Annotated in this window: 17 protein-coding genes; 7 read left to right on the top strand and 10 right to left on the bottom strand. The window is 66.1% G+C overall.

Features of this window, described 5'->3' with window-relative positions:
* Positions 1–49: 49 nt before the first annotated feature.
* Positions 50–835 carry an MBL fold metallo-hydrolase gene (locus tag RS899_RS21500; RefSeq protein WP_024762609.1) on the bottom strand — a complete coding sequence of 262 codons (786 nt, stop codon included), beginning with the start codon at positions 833–835 and terminating at the stop codon, positions 50–52.
* Between the two features lie 105 nt (positions 836–940).
* Positions 941–1,837, bottom strand: coding sequence for an acyl-CoA dehydrogenase family protein (locus RS899_RS21505; RefSeq protein ID WP_315808029.1), 897 nt, complete (start codon positions 1,835–1,837; stop codon positions 941–943).
* A 148-nt stretch (positions 1,838–1,985) separates the two neighbouring features.
* Between RS899_RS21505 and olsB the strand changes: the two genes are divergently transcribed.
* Both olsB and RS899_RS21515 read left to right on the top strand, forming a co-directional pair.
* Positions 1,986–2,741, top strand: a complete 756-nt coding sequence (olsB, locus tag RS899_RS21510; protein WP_054909802.1) for an L-ornithine N(alpha)-acyltransferase — start codon at positions 1,986–1,988, stop codon at positions 2,739–2,741.
* Positions 2,741–3,511 (top strand): lysophospholipid acyltransferase family protein, encoded by a 771-nt coding sequence (locus RS899_RS21515; protein WP_315808030.1) that lies wholly within the window; start codon positions 2,741–2,743, stop codon positions 3,509–3,511. The genes olsB and RS899_RS21515 overlap by 1 nt, the downstream gene beginning before the upstream one ends.
* Positions 3,512–3,657: 146 nt before the next feature.
* Here the strand turns inward: RS899_RS21515 and RS899_RS21520 are convergent, their stop codons facing one another.
* Positions 3,658–4,518, bottom strand: a complete 861-nt coding sequence (locus RS899_RS21520; protein ID WP_315808031.1) for a universal stress protein — start codon at positions 4,516–4,518, stop codon at positions 3,658–3,660.
* A 75-nt stretch (positions 4,519–4,593) separates the two neighbouring features.
* A complete protein-coding gene (locus tag RS899_RS21525; RefSeq protein WP_315808032.1) occupies positions 4,594–5,187 on the bottom strand; it encodes an ACP phosphodiesterase in 594 nt (197 codons plus the stop codon).
* A 217-nt stretch (positions 5,188–5,404) separates the two neighbouring features.
* On the opposite strand from RS899_RS21525, the gene RS899_RS21530 reads away from it, so the two are divergent.
* The 3 genes from RS899_RS21530 (at position 5,405) to RS899_RS21540 (ending at position 8,156) form a co-directional block, all read left to right on the top strand.
* On the top strand, positions 5,405–5,722 hold the full coding sequence (locus RS899_RS21530; RefSeq protein WP_054909805.1) for an ArsR/SmtB family transcription factor: 318 nt from the start codon (positions 5,405–5,407) through the stop codon (positions 5,720–5,722).
* A gap of 190 nt (positions 5,723–5,912) precedes the next feature.
* Positions 5,913–7,076 (top strand): MFS transporter, encoded by a 1,164-nt coding sequence (locus tag RS899_RS21535; RefSeq protein WP_315808033.1) that lies wholly within the window; start codon positions 5,913–5,915, stop codon positions 7,074–7,076.
* A gap of 30 nt (positions 7,077–7,106) precedes the next feature.
* Complete coding sequence (locus tag RS899_RS21540; RefSeq protein WP_054909807.1) at positions 7,107–8,156, top strand: alkene reductase; 1,050 nt, start codon at positions 7,107–7,109, stop codon at positions 8,154–8,156.
* A gap of 282 nt (positions 8,157–8,438) precedes the next feature.
* On the opposite strand, the gene RS899_RS21545 is transcribed toward RS899_RS21540, so the two are convergent.
* The 4 genes from RS899_RS21545 to RS899_RS21560 all read right to left on the bottom strand — a co-directional run bounded on the left by RS899_RS21545 (position 8,439) and on the right by RS899_RS21560 (position 12,265).
* Positions 8,439–8,708 (bottom strand): FeoC-like transcriptional regulator, encoded by a 270-nt coding sequence (locus tag RS899_RS21545; protein WP_054909808.1) that lies wholly within the window; start codon positions 8,706–8,708, stop codon positions 8,439–8,441.
* A complete protein-coding gene (gene feoB, locus RS899_RS21550) occupies positions 8,708–11,002 on the bottom strand; it encodes a Fe(2+) transporter permease subunit FeoB (protein ID WP_315808034.1) in 2,295 nt (764 codons plus the stop codon). Before feoB ends, RS899_RS21545 begins: the two co-directional genes overlap by 1 nt.
* Before the next feature lie 6 nt (positions 11,003–11,008).
* Entirely contained in the window at positions 11,009–11,236 is a 228-nt protein-coding gene (feoA, locus tag RS899_RS21555) for a ferrous iron transporter A (protein ID WP_024762599.1), read from the bottom strand.
* A 189-nt stretch (positions 11,237–11,425) separates the two neighbouring features.
* Positions 11,426–12,265 carry a hypothetical protein gene (locus RS899_RS21560; protein ID WP_054909810.1) on the bottom strand — a complete coding sequence of 280 codons (840 nt, stop codon included), beginning with the start codon at positions 12,263–12,265 and terminating at the stop codon, positions 11,426–11,428.
* A gap of 264 nt (positions 12,266–12,529) precedes the next feature.
* Here RS899_RS21560 and RS899_RS21565 point away from each other — a divergent pair, with 264 nt between their 5' ends.
* Positions 12,530–12,820 carry a hypothetical protein gene (locus tag RS899_RS21565; RefSeq protein WP_054909857.1) on the top strand — a complete coding sequence of 97 codons (291 nt, stop codon included), beginning with the start codon at positions 12,530–12,532 and terminating at the stop codon, positions 12,818–12,820.
* 212 nt (positions 12,821–13,032) lie between these two features.
* On the opposite strand, the gene RS899_RS21570 is transcribed toward RS899_RS21565, so the two are convergent.
* Positions 13,033–14,022 (bottom strand): NAD(P)-dependent oxidoreductase, encoded by a 990-nt coding sequence (locus tag RS899_RS21570; RefSeq protein WP_315808035.1) that lies wholly within the window; start codon positions 14,020–14,022, stop codon positions 13,033–13,035.
* 192 nt (positions 14,023–14,214) lie between these two features.
* Between RS899_RS21570 and RS899_RS21575 the strand changes: the two genes are divergently transcribed.
* Entirely contained in the window at positions 14,215–15,276 is a 1,062-nt protein-coding gene (locus RS899_RS21575; RefSeq protein ID WP_315808036.1) for a saccharopine dehydrogenase family protein, read from the top strand.
* Here RS899_RS21575 and RS899_RS21580 read toward each other — a convergent pair.
* Entirely contained in the window at positions 15,263–16,168 is a 906-nt protein-coding gene (locus tag RS899_RS21580) for a LysR family transcriptional regulator ArgP (protein WP_156160408.1), read from the bottom strand. The genes RS899_RS21575 and RS899_RS21580 overlap by 14 nt on opposite strands.
* Positions 16,169–16,236 lie beyond the last annotated feature (68 nt).

The raw sequence follows: 16,236 nt of genomic DNA on the forward strand, positions 1-16,236 counted from the left end.
TCGTGCCGTAATCAAGGACGATTGGCGCAATCGGTCAGCATGGGGCCTGTCAGCGTGGCACCTGGTAATCCTCCGGCCCCATCAGGTCCATGCCGCATTGCAGGTCGCTGATCCAGTCGAGGAAGGCTCCGATCATGGCCTTGCCCACGAAGGGCCGGCCGTGCTGCGGGACGATCATCTCGATGTCCATGCCGCGCACCATCGATGCCCAGAGCCGCGCGACCTTGTTCGACGCCATGTAGCGACGGTGGAAGCCTTCCATGTGCGGTACATGCGCAGCGAAATCCTGCACCGGGCTGGCGTCGTCCACCAGGGAGGCGCCCATGTCGCCGGAGAAGAGGATCTTGCTGACCGGATCGTAGATCTGGAAGTTGCCCACCGAGTGGAGGAAGTGCGCGGGGATCATCTTCAGTTGGCAGCGGCCCAGCTGCACCGACTCGCCGCGGTCCGGCAGCGGAATCACCCGGTCATAGGTGGAGATGCCATGGCTGACCGCCAGGTAGTTGGCCGTCAGGTGCGGCAGGAAGCGCGCCCAGAGCTTGGAGCAGATGACCTTGGCGCGGGTGTGCAGCAGCCACTTGTCCAGCGCGGCGATGATGTCCGGGTCCTGGTGCGAGGCGAAGATGTAGTCCAGGTCCTGCAACGAGAACAGTTTCGAGAGTTCCAGGGACAACGGCGTATAGGTCAGATCGCCGCCCGGATCGAGCAGCAGGCGCTTGTCGTGGTCGACGATGAGGAACTGGTTGGATTGCACACCGTCGCCGCTGACCAGATCGTCGAAACATAGGCATTGGTGTTTACCGTCGTCGAACAGCACGATGGGTTCGCGTCGCATGAGGGGATTTCCTAAAGCAGTGGGAGGGAAAACAGTGGGTAGCCCTGCGGAAATTTCTTGGTATCTCAGAAACATCTGTAAGGCTAACGTCCCCTCCCCAGGCCCTCACTGACGTGGGTCAAGGCCTATTGCCACCCTCGCTTTCTCCAGGCGCTTGGCCCGTGCGGCGCCGGCGATGGCGAGCACACCCTTGTCGCGTCTCCAGACCGCCGCCAGCTCCGGGTCACCCGAGGCGAAGGCGGCATCCAGCGTCGCAGCGAGGCTTTCGAACTGGCTGAACACGCCGGCCAGCAGCAGGTGTGTTTCCGGCTGCGAAGCCGGCTGCCGGCTGACTTCCGCACAGCCGGCCAGCACACCGGTCAGGCGCAGCGCCAGCTCCGCCGGCCACTGGTACTCCAGCGCCAGGCCATAGAGCCAGGCGCAGACCGCCGCCAGCACATGGGTGTCCTCCAAGGTGCGGAAAGGCTTGCTGTAGGCCGCCCAGCCATCACCGGGCAGGCGCTCGCAGTGGGCGCCGTCGAGCAGCAGGCGGGCGTGGGGGATGTCCGGCATCAGCGGCAGGGCCGGCAGCGACTCGAGCTTCGCGCCTGGCGCACCGGACTGGACGACGGTCATGGCGATGCGCGGAGGCTGTCCCTCGTCCTCGTCACGCGCGGCGACCAGCCACCAGGCGGCGCTGTCGGCGGCAGTGGCGAAGTCCTTGCGACCGTGCAGCACCAGACCGTCGAGGCGGGTCTGCAGGTCGGCGGGGCGCACGCTCTTCTTCTCGGTCACGCAGAGCGCGCCGAGGCTGAGCGGGGCCGCCGGCCAGAGCGCGCGCAGGGCGGCCTGATAGCCGGCGAGGAAGGCCAGCCCCGGTGAGGTCGCCAGGCGGCCGCCGAGCACAGCCAGCTCGAAGCTGCCGCTATGGCCGGCGCGCGCCAGCAGTTCGGCGTACCAGTCGTCCAGGGCCAGGCCGGGCGGCAATCGGTCCTGCGGGCCGAGCAGGCATTTCCAGGGCATCGCGGCGCTCCTTCCTTCGAGGTCGTTGTTCTTGTCATACAAGCATCACCGCACCGTCATGGGCGTGACACCGGTCATTCCTAGCCTGAGCTTGCACAACAAAGCCGACCGGCCGCAACCCGCATGGCCGGTTCACGGAGGCACTCGCATGAGTCAGATCGCCCTCTCCTGTGACACCCCGGCAGAACGCCGTCTCAAGGCCGTGCGTCTGCGCGGCGCCCGCGCCCTTCGCGAAGCCCAGGCCCTGCGTTACCGCGTGTTCAGCAGCGAGTTCGATGCCCAGCTCAAGGGCGCGGACCAGGGGCTGGACATGGACGACTACGACCGCCACTGCGCCCACATCGGCGTGCGCGACCTCAACACCGGCGCGCTGGTGGCCACCACCCGCCTGCTCGACCACCGCGCCGCGCAGCGCCTGGGCCGCTTCTACAGCGAAGAGGAATTCGCCCTCGATGGCCTGGACAACCTGCAGGGCCCGGTGCTGGAAATCGGCCGTACCTGCGTCGACCCGGACTACCGCAATGGCGGCACCATCGCCGTGCTCTGGAGCGAGCTGGCCGAAGTGCTGAATGAAGGCGGCTACCGTTACCTGATGGGCTGCGCCAGCATCCCCATGCGCGACGGCGGCATCCAGGCCCGCGCGGTAATGCAGCGCCTGCGCGACCGCTACCTGTGCCAGCAGAACCTGCGCGCCGAACCGAAGACCCCGTTGCCGCAACTGGACGTGCCGGAAAACCTCACCGCCGAGCTGCCGCCGCTGCTCAAGGCCTACATGCGCCTGGGTGCGAAGATCTGCGGCGAGCCCTGCTGGGACCCGGACTTCGGCGTCGCCGACGTGTTCATCCTGCTCAAGCGCGACGAGCTCTGCCCGCGCTACGCCCGCCACTTCAAGGCCGCGGTCTGATGCGTAGCCTGCGCGCCTGGCTGCGCGTTGCCCGCCTGCTGCTGGTGTTGACGGTGGGCCTCGCGCTGGCCGCCTTCGTCAGCCTGCTGGAGCGCCTGCCCGGCCGCGACTGGATGCCCCTGCGCCAGCGCCTCACCTGCTGGTACCTGGCGCGCCTGACGGCTGCCCTGCCCTTCGAAGTGAAGGTGCACGGCGAGCTACCCGGCCAGCCGATGCTGTGGGTGTCCAACCATGTGTCCTGGGTCGATATCCCGCTGCTCGGTGCGCTGCTGCCGCTGACCTTCCTGTCCAAGGCCGAAGTGCGCCAGTGGCCGGTCGCCGGTTGGCTGGCGGAAAAGGCCGGCACGCTGTTCATCCGCCGGGGTTCTGGCGATTCGCGGATGATCAACGCGCAACTGGCCACGCACCTGTCGCGCGGCCGTTCGCTGCTGGTCTTCCCCGAGGGCACCACCACCGACGGGCAGGGCCTGCGCACCTTCCACGGCCGGCTTATGGCCAGCGCCATCGAGGCCGGCGTGCCGGTGCAGCCGGTGGCGCTGCGCTACCGACGCAACGGGCAGGCGTGTGAGCTGGCGCCCTTCATCGGTGACGACGATCTGGTCAGCCACTTGAAGCGTCTGTTCGACAATGATCGGGGAGTCGTGGAAATCCACCTCTTGCCGGCGCTGTCCAGCGCCCACCAGGACCGCAACCTGCTGGCCAGGCAAGCACACGCGGCAATCCGTGCGGTGGTGTGTGATGAGCAGGAAGAGGCGGCTATTGCGGCCTGAGGTTCGCTGACAAGCGAAGGGATTGGAGCCCGCCGTAACCTACGGCCGACGGGTTCCCACTCTGACGAAACGGCTTTCAAACTGCGCCGGGCGGCACCCTCGAGTCGCCCGACGCAGCCTGAAAACAGTCTCCAGACGCCGCAGGCTCAAGCCTCCGGCGGCACGACCAGGATGTCACAATCCAGTTCGCGCAGAGCGTAGTCGGCAACACTGCCGATCAGGGCACGCTTGATTCCGCCCATACCCCGAGTACCCATGACCAGCAGATCCGGCCGATGCTTGTCGACCATCCGCTGCAACACGTTGCCCGGCAGCCCGACGGCCACCAGTTGTTCATCGATGCGTTCTTCCAGGTGCTGGTCGTGGAGGAACGTCTTCAGCTCCTCCACCGCCTGGCGCGATTCACTGCTGACGAATTCGTCGATGCGCTCCTCGCTCACTCCGGAGTACTGCATCATGCCCTTGGCCAGCGGACTGAAGGCGTAGACGCCCCGGCGCACGGCGCCGTCCAGCAGGCCCAGGTCATTGGCCACTTCCACCGCGTGGGCCGAAGCCGGCGAGGTGTCCAGGGCGATCAGCAGGTCGCGGTATTGCCCGCCGGCCGGCTGGTTGACCACCAGCACCGGCAGTTGCCCGGCGCGCAGCACTCGCTCGACGGTGGTGCCGACGAAGATGTCGCGCAGCACGCTCTTGCGGTGCGCACCCATCACCAGCATTTCGCAGTTGAGGTTCTTCGCTGCGGCGAGGATCTTCTGGTTCGGATCGCCGCGCTCCACCAGCAGTTTCGGGCAGGTACCACCCATTTCGGTGAGTTCGACCAGGCGCGCTTCGAGCATCATGCGCACCTGGGTGACTTCCTGTTCGACCAGTGCCGACGGTTGGTCCTCATCGACCACGTAAAGCACGGTCCAGGGGCAGGCGTAGCGCTTGGCAAGCGCTGCCGCACGGTGCAAAGCCTTTTCGGAACGGCCGGAAAGATCCGTTGCGACCATTAGCGACTTCATCATGCTGCTCCTCTCGTCGTCCTTCAGATGTGTCTATTGCACACGCTATGGGCCGCCGGGCGGTTGACGCATATCAAGTCAGGCCGGACCGTCCATCGATTTCGGCGGATTTCTGACGAACTCCTGAAGTTCGGGATAGAACTCACGAAAGTCGTCGCTCAGCGGCTCGTAAAGACGATCCAGCTCCTCCCAGGCGCCATCCAGCAGGGACGGCCGCGACAGGCGCCGGGACATGCCGGCGACCACGTCCTGCAATACCTCGAACTGCCGATAGCTGCCCAGCCAGTCCTGCGCGGCCATGCGCGGTGCAATGCGCGCCAGACGCTCCGGCAGGCCGGGCGTGCGGCCCAGTACACCGTAGACCCGTTGGGTGAAGTGCTCCAGCGGCTCGCCGGAGAAACGCCCCCAGTCGCGGGCCAGGCAGTGGTCGTAGAACACGTCCAAGAGCACGCCGGCCATGCGCCGGCGCTCACTGGGGAAGCGCGACTTGGCACTGTGTATCAAGGGATGACTGTCGGTGAAGGCGTCGATGCGCCGGTGCAGGCGGATGCCCGCCTCGATTTCGGCGGGCCACTGCCCGGCCAGGGGGCCTTTGACGAAATCGCCGTAAAGGCTGCCGAGCAGTTGGGCGGGCCGGTCGCCGCCCAGGTGGAGATGCGCGAGGTAGTTCATGAGATGAGCTTAGCGCGTACCGATGCTCTGCTGTAGGAGCGAGCTTGCTCGCGAACTTCTTGACACGGAGCAGAGGCGGAACCATCGCGGACAGGGCCCGCTCCCACGGTTGAACGCCCTATTATCACGGGTGGTGATCATTACTATCGCGCCAAACGAATTCATATCGTTTTTGACCGATATATAGTTCGTCCCAACGCGATAGACCGATACGCCCATGACTGAACAACACACTCTGGACCTCGACGAAATCTTCAAGGCCCTGGCCCACCCGGTGCGACGCGACATCCTGCACTGGCTCAAGGACCCGGAGAAATTCTTCGTCGAACAGGAGCACCAATCCTTCGAGATCGGCGTCTGTGCCGGCAAGTTCGACCAGCGTACCGGTCTGTCGCAATCCACCGTCTCCGCGCATCTGGCCGCCCTCCAGCGCGCGGGTCTGGTGACCAGTCGAAAAGTCGGCCAGTGGAATTTCTTCAAACGCAATGAAGAAACCATCCAGGCCTTTGTTCGCCACCTCAGCGAAGCGCTGTAACAAACCCGTTCAGAATCTTGCGAGCTAGAGCAGAGCAAGGCGAAAACAGACGAGGAAGCGCAGTTTACAAGCGGTAAATGAGCATTCCGAGTCTGTTTTCAACGCAGCTATGCCGACGCGCAGCAGATTCAGGACGGGTTTGACCGGCTACTGCCAGCCAAGACAATTTCAACTTTCCAGGAGCAGGCGCATGCCCACTTCGCTTCTCGTCCTCGCTTTGTCCGCGTTTGCCATCGGCACCACGGAATTCGTGATCATGGGCCTGTTGCCCGAGGTCGCGGGCGACCTGTCCGTCTCTATCCCGGCCGCCGGCTGGCTGGTCAGCGGCTATGCCTTCAGCGTCGCCATCGGCGCGCCGATCATGGCGCTGCTCACGGCCCGCCTGCCGCGCAAGACCGCCCTGCTGATGCTCATGAGCATCTTCATCCTCGGCAACCTGCTCTGCGCCGTGGCCGCCAACTACGGCCTGCTGATGCTGGCGCGGGTCATCACCGCGCTGTGTCACGGCGCTTTCTTCGGCATTGGCTCGGTGGTCGCCGCCAGCCTGGTGCCGGCCAACCGCAAGGCTTCCGCCGTGGCGCTGATGTTCACCGGGCTGACCCTGGCCAACGTGCTCGGCGTTCCGGCCGGCACTGCGCTGGGCCAGGTCGCCGGCTGGCGCTCGCCGTTCTGGGCAGTCACGCTGATCGGCGTCATCGCATTGATCAGCCTGTGGCGTGTGCTGCCCAAGCAACACGATGAAGAAGCGGTGGACATGCGCAAGGAAGTCTCCGCGCTGCGCAACGGCCCGCTGTGGCTGGCGCTGGGCACCACCGTACTGTTCTCCGCCGCGGTCTTCGCGTTGTTCACCTACGTCGCGCCGCTGCTCGGCGAAGTCACCCAGGTCTCGCCGCGCGGTATCACCTGGAGCCTGGTACTGATTGGCCTCGGCCTGACCCTGGGCAACATCATCGGTGGCCGCCTCGCCGACTGGCGCCTGGGCACCACCCTGGCCGGCGTGTTCGCCACCATGGCGGTGGTTTCCACTGTGCTGAGCTGGACCAGCGCCGCACTGATCCCGGCCGAAATCACCCTGTTCATCTGGGCCGCTGCCGCCTTCGCCGCGGTGCCCGCCCTGCAGGTCAACGTGGTCCGCGTCGGCGGCGCCGCGCCCAACCTCGTCGCCACCCTGAACATCGGCGCCTTCAACGTCGGCAACGCCATCGGCGCCTGGGTCGGCGGCAGCGTCATCGACCACGGCCTGGGCCTGACCCGCGTGCCCCTGGCCGGCGCAGTGCTCTCCGTACTCGCGCTGATCGCGGTGATGATCGCCTTCAGCGGCAAGCCCAACCAGACACAAACCGTCCTCGATTGAACCTCCACCCTCACGCCCCGGAGTAATGCAATGACTACGCTTTTCGATCCCATCGTCATCGGTGACCTGGAACTGCCCAACCGCATCATCATGGCCCCGCTGACCCGCTGCCGCGCCGACGAAGGCCGCGTGCCCAACGCACTGATGGCCGAGTACTACACCCAGCGCGCCGACGCCGGCCTGATCCTCAGCGAAGCCACCTCGGTGACCCCGATGGGCGTGGGCTACCCGGATACTCCCGGCATCTGGTCCGACGACCAGGTTCGCGGCTGGACCAACATCACCAAGGCCGTGCATGCCAATGGCGGGCGCATCATGCTGCAGCTGTGGCACGTGGGCCGTATTTCCGACCCGCTGTACCTGAACGGCGAAACCCCAGTGGCACCGAGCGCCCTCAAGCCGGCCGGCCATGTCAGCCTGGTACGTCCGATCAAGGAATTCGTCACCCCGCGCGCCCTGGAAACCGAAGAGATCGCCGACATCGTCGAGGCCTACCGCATCGGTGCCGAGAACGCCAAGGCCGCCGGTTTCGATGGCGTGGAAGTACACGGCGCCAACGGCTACCTGCTCGACCAGTTCCTGCAGAGCAGCACCAACCAGCGCACCGACCAGTACGGCGGCTCCGTGGAGAACCGCGCGCGCCTGCTACTGGAAGTCACCGACGCCGTGATCGGCGTGTGGGGCGCCGGCCGTGTTGGCGTCCACCTGGCTCCGCGCATGGACTCCCACGACATGGGCGATGCCGACCCGCTGGCCACCTTCGGCTATGTGGCCCGCGAGCTGGGCAAGCGCGGCGTGGCGTTCATCTGCACCCGCGAGAAGGCCGCTGACGACAGCATTGGCCCGAAACTGAAGGAAATCTTCGGCGGCGTGTACATCGCCAACGAGCGCTTCACCAAGGAAACCGCCAGCGAGTGGCTGGAAAGCGGCAAGGCCGACGCGGTCGCCTTCGGCATCCCGTTCATCGCCAACCCGGACCTGGTGACCCGCCTGCAGAAAGGCGCCGCCTGGAACGAGCCGCATCCGGAAACCTTCTACGGCAAGGGCCCGGTCGGCTACCTGGACTACCCGCGCCTGTAAGGTACTGGACTCCAACGCTAACCAAAAAGGGCGCCTTCCTGCGAAGGCGCCCTTTTTCTATTCGCCATGCGAAAACCGGAAAACCTCTGTAGGAGCGAGCTTGCTCGCGAACCGCTCGGCACCGAGGCCGGTGTTGTTCGCGAGCAAGCTCGCTCCTACAAAAAGCGCGTCAGGTTCTGCGTCGGAGCTCTTTGTAGGACGGGTGGAGCGCAGCGATACCCATGCTGTCGAAGCGATGCGTGATGGGTATCGCTTCGCTCCACGCCATCCTACGGTCCGGGGTCAGGGCGTGAGCCAGCGCAGCGGCGCAACAGTGCTTCTCGACGACAACCGATACCCCGTCGTCGCGCATCGCGTCGCTTCCGCGCAGCCCTTGCAACTCCCGCAGGCCGCCGGCTCGGGCGCGACCTTTTCCACCACGCCCATCGCCAGCAGCCTTTCCAGCAAAGCTTCCAGCAGCGCCTTGGAGGCGCCGAGACGCTGGGCCAGGGCCGGCACATCCGCCTCGCCCAGCTCGCCCAGCAGGTTGCGCACTGCGATTACCGTGGCCATCAGTGGCAGCTCCCCGCCGGGGCCGCGCGCAGCTCGCGCTCGCCATCCAGCTCCAGCCCGCGCCTGCCAACCCAGCGCAGGATCAGGAACAGCACGAGGTTGAATGCCAACACCACCCCAATCGCCACCGCGCTGTACTGCGGATGTTCGGCGAAGCTGAATACCTGGTAGCAGAGGGTCGCCAGCGAGTAGGCGACGTTCAGGCCCCAGAGCACCGAGAAGGTCATCCAGCCGCGGCCGCTTTCGCGGGTCAGCGCCCCAAGGGTCGCCACGCAGGGCACGTAGAGCAGCACGAAGACTAGGTAGCTGTAGGCGGCCAAGGGGCTGCCGAACTTGGCGGCGAAGGTGCCCATGGAGCCCTCCTCCATCTCGCCGTCCGCCATGCTCGCGGCCACCGGGTTGGCCAGCACGCTGAGGCTGAACGAGTCGCGCAGGCCGTCCAGCGTATCCGCCCCGGCCTGTTTCAGTTGGCCCCAGAGGTCGTAGGCATCGGCATCGAACGCTTCGCCCTGGATGTGCTCGGCGGTGTAGAGCGTGTTGAGTGTTCCGACCACCACTTCCTTGGCCAGCGCGCCCGTGACCAGGCCAACGGTGGCCTGCCAGTTGTCCGGGTGCACGCCCATGGGCGCCAGCAGCGGCGTGACCTTGTGGCTGAGACTCGACAGCGCCGAGTCGGCGATGTCGCCCTGCACCGGGCGGCCATCGAGGGTGACGCTGTTCAGCCCGCCGATCACCAGGCTGACCAGGATGATCACGGTGCCGGCGCGGACGATGAAGGCGCGCAGGCGCATCCAGGTCTGCAGCAGCAGGCTGCGCAGGTGCGGCACGTGGTACAGCGGCAGTTCCATGACGAAGGGCGAGGCCTCGCCGCGCATCAGTGTGTGCTTGAGCAGCAGCCCGGTGAGCACCGCCACGACGATGCCCAGCAGGTACAGCGAGAAGATCGCCAACGCGCCATTCTGGCCAAAGAAGGCCGCGGCGAACACGGCGAAGATCGCCAGCCGCGCACCGCAGGACATGAACGGCGCCATCATCGAGGTCATCAGGCGCTCGCGCGGGTTATCCAGGGTGCGGGTGCCCATGATCGACGGCACATTGCAGCCGAAGCCGACGATCAGCGGCACGAAGGATTTACCCGGCAGGCCGAGGGCCTGCATCAGGCGGTCCATGACGAAGGCCGCGCGAGCCATGTAGCCGGAGTCTTCCAGCAGCGCGAGGAACAGGTACATCAGGCCGATCTGCGGGATCAGCGGCAGCACCGCGTTGATGCCGCCGCCCAGGCCCTGGGCCAGCAGCGCGGTCAGCCAGTCCGGCGCGCCGGTGCGCGCGCCCAGCCACTGGATGCCGTCGATGAACAGCGCCGAGGAGCCCTGGTCGAAGATCGGTTGCAGCGCTCCCCCCAGGGTGATGGCGAAGAAGAACATCAGGTACATCACGAAGAGGAACACCGGGATGCCCAACCAGCGGTTCAGCGCGATGCTGTCGAGCACCTGGGTCAGGCGATGCGGCGCGGCCTGGCGATGGTTGCTGGCGCGCTCGCAGAGCTCGCCGATCAATTGATAGCGCGCGTCCACCAGCAGCAGCTCCGGATCTTCGCCGCAGGCACAGCGGATGGCATCGCGGGCGGCGAGCAGGCGGGCGGGGTCGAGCTTGAGCTGGCGAGCGCAATGCAGGTCGCCCTCCAACGCGAGCAGCGCCATCCAGGCCTGGGCCGGCGGTGCATCGGCGGGCAGCAGTTGGGTGATGGCGTTACGCAGGGCCGCGGGATAGGGCACCTGCAGCGGTTGCTGTACACCCAGGCTGTCGATGGCCTCCTTCAGCGCATCGATGCCTTCGCCGCGGGTCGATACCAGCGGCACCACCGGGCAGCCCAATTCCCGCGCCAGCGCCTCGCGGTCGATGTTCACGCCCTGGGTACGGGCGATGTCGAGCATGTTCAGCGCCACCACGCAGGGCAGCCCCATCTCGCGCAGCTGCACGGTGAGGTAGAGGTTGCGTTCGAGGTTGGTGGCGTCCACCACGTTGACCAGCACATCCACCTCGCTATCGACGATGCAGCGCCGGGCGATCTGCTCGTCCAGCGAGGCCTGGGTCGACAAGGTGGTCAGCGAATAGGTGCCGGGCAGGTCCACCAGGCGCACGCTGTGCCGCGCGGTGTGGAAGCTGCCCTCCTTGCGTTCCACGGTCACCCCGGCCCAGTTGCCCACGCGCTGGCGCGAGCCGGTGAGCTGGTTGAACAGGGTGGTCTTGCCCGCGTTGGGGTTGCCGATCAGGCCGATGCGCAGTTCATCCATGGTCGATCAGTCCTGCGCTTCGAGCTGGAGGAAGGCCAGATCGCGGCGGCGCAGGACCAGGCTGCACTGGCGGGTATCCACCTGCACCGGATCGCCCAGCGGCGCCACGCGGCGAACCTTCAGCTCGGCGCCTGGCAGCAGCCCCATGGAGAACAGACGCTGGCGGAAGGCGGCGCCGATCCCGGGCCGGTAACCCGCGATGCGGTACCGGCGTTGCGCTTGAAGATCGTGCATGGGAAGCCTCCGGGCGAATGATCGAACAAGGGGATAATCAGAATGACTCTCATTTGTTAGCGATTATTCGCCTCGAAGCCGGCCCTGAAACTGATTCAAGACAAGAATTGCCGTGACTACCCCCAAAGAGGGATGGCCAATGAAAAGCCCCCGGACCTTTCGGCGCGGGGGCTTTTTTAATGCCGCGGCTCAGCGTGTGCTGATCTGCTGCTGGAGGTTCTGCATCTGCTGCTGCAAGGTGTTGATGTTGCGCATCACCTGGATGCGGAACACATCGAACTCCTTGGTATCGCTGTTGGCCTGGCCCTGGCGGCCGTCGACCTCGGAGCGCAGCACGAACAGATCGTCCTGGATGCTCTTGATCGCCTTGGCCTGGCTGCCGTCCTTCTTCAGGTTGGCGATTTCCGTGTTGAGCGCCTGGATCTGCTGGTTGGCGGCGGCAAGGTCGGTCTGCACGTTCTTGAACTTGGCCTGCTCGTCGGAAATGGTCTTGAGCTTGGCGTCCAGCTGGGCCACCAGTTGCGCGGCGCTTTCCTGTTGCGCCTTGAGGTCGTCGCTGATCTGCGCCAGACGCTTGCCCTGGGCGCCGTCGAACTCCGACAGGGAAGTCTGCTGCGCCTTGGCCTGCTCGGCCAGGCGGCCCTGCAGCTGCTTGACCTGCAGCTTCAGCGCCTCGCGGTCGCTCATGCCATTGGATTCGTTGGCGACGAACTTGCCGCGGATATCGTCCAGGCGACCGGCGGCCTCCTCGCTGATCTTGGCGAAGCTTTCCTGGGTGGCGATCAGTTGCTGCTCCATCAGCAGCAGTTGCTGGTGGCTCCACCAGCCCACGCCGGCCAGGGCGATGGCCATGGCCGCGACCAGCGCCCACAGCGCACCGGTCCCGCCGCCACGCTTCACCGGCGGGGGCAGCGGGCGTCCGCTGGGCTCGACCACACGGCGCGGGTGATGGCCGAATTCGTCGCGGTCGGCGGCGTCGGTGGAAAGATGGGGCACATCATCGAATTCGTCGAACGTGTCATTACGCATGGAATGAACCTGTGGGGATAAAGCGGCGTGTTGCCTGCGCAGGGCGCAGTATATCCGTTCGCATGACTCTGAGAGCAGCCTGAGAGCAGCGTGCCATCACAGGGCGTCACGCACCTCGTCGGCGCACAGAAGACCTGTGATGAAGGGCGCAGTTCCCCAGGCGACCCGCCAATAGTGGCTTTGCGACATCGTGGCACGCCCCTTGCTCCTGCTCCCGATACTTGGCGCCGCTTTGGCGCCCTTCGCGGGGGAGGAAGTCGGGTGATCGAACTCAACAAGGCCATCCTGGATTGCATGCGCGAATTGCGCCGCCGTCTGCGTGAAGAACAGGCACTGGAGATCCAGTACCAGCAGAGCGACGCCATCGAGCGGATGCTGCGCGCCTGTGCCGATTCCGCGCGGGAAGAAACCCGTCAGATGGGGGAGCGCCTGAGCGAGCTGAGCGGCGTGAAGCTGCCGCGCGTGGTGCAGGAGCCGAGCTTCCTGCCGATGCAGGGCGGCGGTGAGCAACAGTATTCCGGCCCGCTGCGTGGCGGTGCCCGCAGCGCACGCTAGATTGGGAATGTTCTAGTACGAGCAACTGTCTTCTTCGGTCACTCTGTGCCACTGCATTCCCCTCACCCCAGCCCTCTCCCAAAGGGAGAGGGGGCAGACCGTGCCAACTGACGCCATGGTTTCACCCTGCACCAACTGGTCCCCTCTCCCTCCGGGAGAGGGTTAGGGTGAGGGCCGACCCAAGCTCAGAGGCATCTCATAGGAGCGAGCCCTCAGGCACCGCGCACCTTCCACCACTCACAGAACTCGTCCAGCGCATCCCACAGGCTGTTCTGCGGGTCGTAGTCGAGGTACTGGCGAGCGCGGGAGATATCCAGGGAGAAGTCCTTGGCCATCACCGCCATGCCCAGGCGATGCAGGGTCGGCTCCGGGCGACCGGGCAGGACCTTGCACACGCCCTCGTTGATCAGCGCTAGGTTGTACGCCAACCCGTACGGCATGTGCCGCTCCACCGGCTGCATGTCCAGTCGGCGCAGCACGTAGTTCACCACGTCCCACAACGGCAGCGGCTGCCCGTTGCTGATGTTGTAGGCCTGGCCGAGCGCCGCATCGCCCACCATCAGGCTGGAGAACAACGCGTCGTTGAGGTTCTGGATGCTGGTGAAGTCCACCTTGTTCAGGCCCTGGCCGATGATGCGCAGGCGGCCCTTGCGGTGCGCGCCGATCATCCGCGGGAAGATGCTGGTGTCGCCGGCCCCGGTGACGAAGCGCGGGCGCAGCGCCAACACTTCCAGACCGAACTCCTGGGCGCCGAGGGCAACCAGTTCCGACTGGTACTTGGTCGAGCCGTAATGGTTGGCGAAGCGCTTGGGCACCTGTTCTTCATTGATGCCGACATGGGACTGGCCGTCGAAGTAGATCGATGGCGAGGACAGGTGCACCAGACGGCGAACCTTCTGCTTCAGGCACGCCTCGACGATGGCCTCGGTCATCACCACGTTGGCCTGGTGGAAGTACTCGTGGCTGCCCCACACACCGACCGCACCAGCGCAATGGACCACGGCGTCGACGTCGCTGCACAGCGCCCGCACCAGCGCCGGGTCCGACAGGTCGCCGGCCATGAACTCCGCACCACGCGCCACCAGCGGCTGCAGCGCTTCCTCGCGGCGTCCGTTCACCCGTACCGCCAGGCCCTGCTCCAGGGCGAAGCGAGCGAAACGCCCGCCAATGAACCCGCTGGCTCCGGTGACCAGAATCTTCATGCACGCCACTCCTGTTTTTATTTCCGGCGACTCTATCAGCCGCCGCACGCTACCACTCTGGCCTTGCACGCCAGAAACGAATCCTTGCAGACCGCAGCGAGCCGGCAGGGTTGCACGACTTGAGATCGGCGACATGCCGGGGGTGGTTGCGACTACCCTTGAGGCACTGACGCGTATCCACGAGGCCACATCATGAGCAAGACGCACTGGATGATCTACGGCGCCAACGGCTACACCGGCCGGCTGGTGGCCGAGCAGGCGCAACGCGAAGGCCTGACGCCGATCCTCGGCGGCCGCAACCCGGCCAGCCTGCATGCGCTGGGCAGTTCGCTGGGACTGGAGTGCCGGGTGTTCGACCTGAACGACAGCGCCGCCGCCCTGGCCGCGCTGGAAGATATCGCCGTGGTCGCCAACTGCGCGGGCCCTTTCTCCGCCACCGCCGCGCCGATGATCGAGGCGTGCATCGCCAGCGGCGCCCATTACGTCGACATCACCGGGGAGATATCCGTCTTCGAATACGCCCACGGCCTCGACGAAGTGGCGCGCACGGCAGGCGTAGCGATCTGCCCCGGCGTCGGCTTCGACGTGATCCCCACCGACTGCGTCGCCGCCTGCCTCAAGGAAGCCATGCCCGACGCCACGTCCCTGGCGCTGGGCTTCGACAGCGGCAGCGGCCTCTCACCGGGTACCGCCAAGACCACCGTCGAAGGCCTCAAGCTGGGCGGCAAGGTGCGCGAAGCCGGCCGCCTGCGCGACGTGCCGTTGGGCTACAAGCGCCGCGACATCGACTTCGGCCGCGGCCTCAAGCGTGCCGTGACCATTCCCTGGGGCGACGTGGCGACAGCCTATTACTCCACCGGCATCGGCGACATCGAGGTGTACCTGCCGGTGCCGCCCGCCGCCGCCATCGGCATGCGCGTGATGGACAGTTTCCGCCCACTGCTGGGCCGCGACCGCGTGCAGGACTGGCTCAAGGAGCAGGTGGACAAGCGCGTCCACGGCCCGGACGAAGTAGCGCGCGGCAAGCTGCGCACCTGGGTCTGGGGCGAAGTGCGCAATGCCCGTGGCGAACGCTGCACGGCGCGCCTGGAAACGGCCAACGGCTATGACGTGACCATCCACGGCGTACTCTTCGCGGTGCGCCATCTGCTGGCCAATCCCACCAGCGTCGGCTACTTCACACCGTCGAAGCTCTTCGGCGCGCGCTGCGTCGAGCAGTTGCCGGGCAGCGGCAGCATCGTCATTCGCGGCTGATCGGCACCATCAGCCCCGGCGCCTTCGCCAGCAGGTGCCGGGTCAGCGCAGCGAGCAGTTCGCCGCCGTTGCGCCAGTGGTGCCAGTAAAGCGGTACGTCGATCACCCGCCCCGGCAGCATGTCCACCAGCTCACCGCGTTCCAGCTCGCCGCGCACCTGCTGCTCGGGCACCAGGCCCCAGCCGAGACCGCCGCTGGTCATGCGTACGAAGCCCTCGGAAGATGGGCACAAGTGATAGCTGAAGTGGCCGTCGACGCCCAGGTCCTTCAGGTAGCGGTGCTGCAGTTGATCGTCCGGCCCATAGACGATGGCCGGGGCGCGCACCAGCCCTTCCGGCTTCACTCCCTTGGGAAAATGCCGGGCAATGAATTCCGGGCTGGCCAGCCCGCGATAGCGCATGGCGCCCAATGGCTCGCAGCGCCCGCCGGCCACCGGACGCGGGCTGGCACAGACACAACCGGCCACCTCGCCGGCGCGCATGCGCTTGAGGCCGACTTCCTGGTCCTCGACGACAAGGTCCAGCAACACATGGCGCTCGCCACAGAAGTCCCCGACCGCCTGCGCCCACCAGGTCGCCAGGCTGTCGGCGTTCAGCGCCAGGCGCAGGCGCTCGGGCGCAGCGCCGTCGTCCAGCGCAGGCACCCATTGCTGCAGGTCGCCCTCCAGCAGGCGCACCTGCTGCACATGGTTGAGCAGGCGCTGCCCGAGATCGGTCGGCTGCGGTCGCGCCGCACGCACCAGCACCGGCTGCCCGACCCGCGCCTCCAGCAGCTTGATCCGCTGGGAAATCGCCGATTGCGACAGCCCCAGCACCTGGGCACCACGCTCGAAACCGCCCTGCTCCACCACGGCGGCCAGGGCGGCAAGCAGCTTGTAGTCGAACATGATCAATTTCCCTAATGAGATATCAGCAGTATTGGTTTTTCTTATACAGGCCAAAGCCGGACAATCGCCAGCAT

Source organism: Pseudomonas sp. C9-3 (assembly GCF_032392015.1).
Taxonomy (GTDB): Bacteria; Pseudomonadota; Gammaproteobacteria; order Pseudomonadales; family Pseudomonadaceae; genus Pseudomonas; species Pseudomonas nitroreducens.

Excerpts from the sequence above, each read along its gene's own strand:
- RS899_RS21500 (WP_024762609.1), bottom strand. The coding sequence starts at position 835 with ATGCGACGCGAACCCATCGTGCTGTTCGACGACGGTAAACACCAATGC.
- RS899_RS21505 (WP_315808029.1), bottom strand. The coding sequence starts at position 1,837 with ATGCCCTGGAAATGCCTGCTCGGCCCGCAGGACCGATTGCCGCCCGGC.
- olsB (WP_054909802.1), top strand. The coding sequence starts at position 1,986 with ATGAGTCAGATCGCCCTCTCCTGTGACACCCCGGCAGAACGCCGTCTC.
- RS899_RS21515 (WP_315808030.1), top strand. The coding sequence starts at position 2,741 with ATGCGTAGCCTGCGCGCCTGGCTGCGCGTTGCCCGCCTGCTGCTGGTG.
- RS899_RS21520 (WP_315808031.1), bottom strand. The coding sequence starts at position 4,518 with ATGATGAAGTCGCTAATGGTCGCAACGGATCTTTCCGGCCGTTCCGAA.
- RS899_RS21525 (WP_315808032.1), bottom strand. The coding sequence starts at position 5,187 with ATGAACTACCTCGCGCATCTCCACCTGGGCGGCGACCGGCCCGCCCAA.
- RS899_RS21530 (WP_054909805.1), top strand. The coding sequence starts at position 5,405 with ATGACTGAACAACACACTCTGGACCTCGACGAAATCTTCAAGGCCCTG.
- RS899_RS21535 (WP_315808033.1), top strand. The coding sequence starts at position 5,913 with ATGCCCACTTCGCTTCTCGTCCTCGCTTTGTCCGCGTTTGCCATCGGC.
- RS899_RS21540 (WP_054909807.1), top strand. The coding sequence starts at position 7,107 with ATGACTACGCTTTTCGATCCCATCGTCATCGGTGACCTGGAACTGCCC.
- RS899_RS21545 (WP_054909808.1), bottom strand. The coding sequence starts at position 8,708 with ATGGCCACGGTAATCGCAGTGCGCAACCTGCTGGGCGAGCTGGGCGAG.
- feoB (WP_315808034.1), bottom strand. The coding sequence starts at position 11,002 with ATGGATGAACTGCGCATCGGCCTGATCGGCAACCCCAACGCGGGCAAG.
- feoA (WP_024762599.1), bottom strand. The coding sequence starts at position 11,236 with ATGCACGATCTTCAAGCGCAACGCCGGTACCGCATCGCGGGTTACCGG.
- RS899_RS21560 (WP_054909810.1), bottom strand. The coding sequence starts at position 12,265 with ATGCGTAATGACACGTTCGACGAATTCGATGATGTGCCCCATCTTTCC.
- RS899_RS21570 (WP_315808035.1), bottom strand. The coding sequence starts at position 14,022 with ATGAAGATTCTGGTCACCGGAGCCAGCGGGTTCATTGGCGGGCGTTTC.
- RS899_RS21575 (WP_315808036.1), top strand. The coding sequence starts at position 14,215 with ATGAGCAAGACGCACTGGATGATCTACGGCGCCAACGGCTACACCGGC.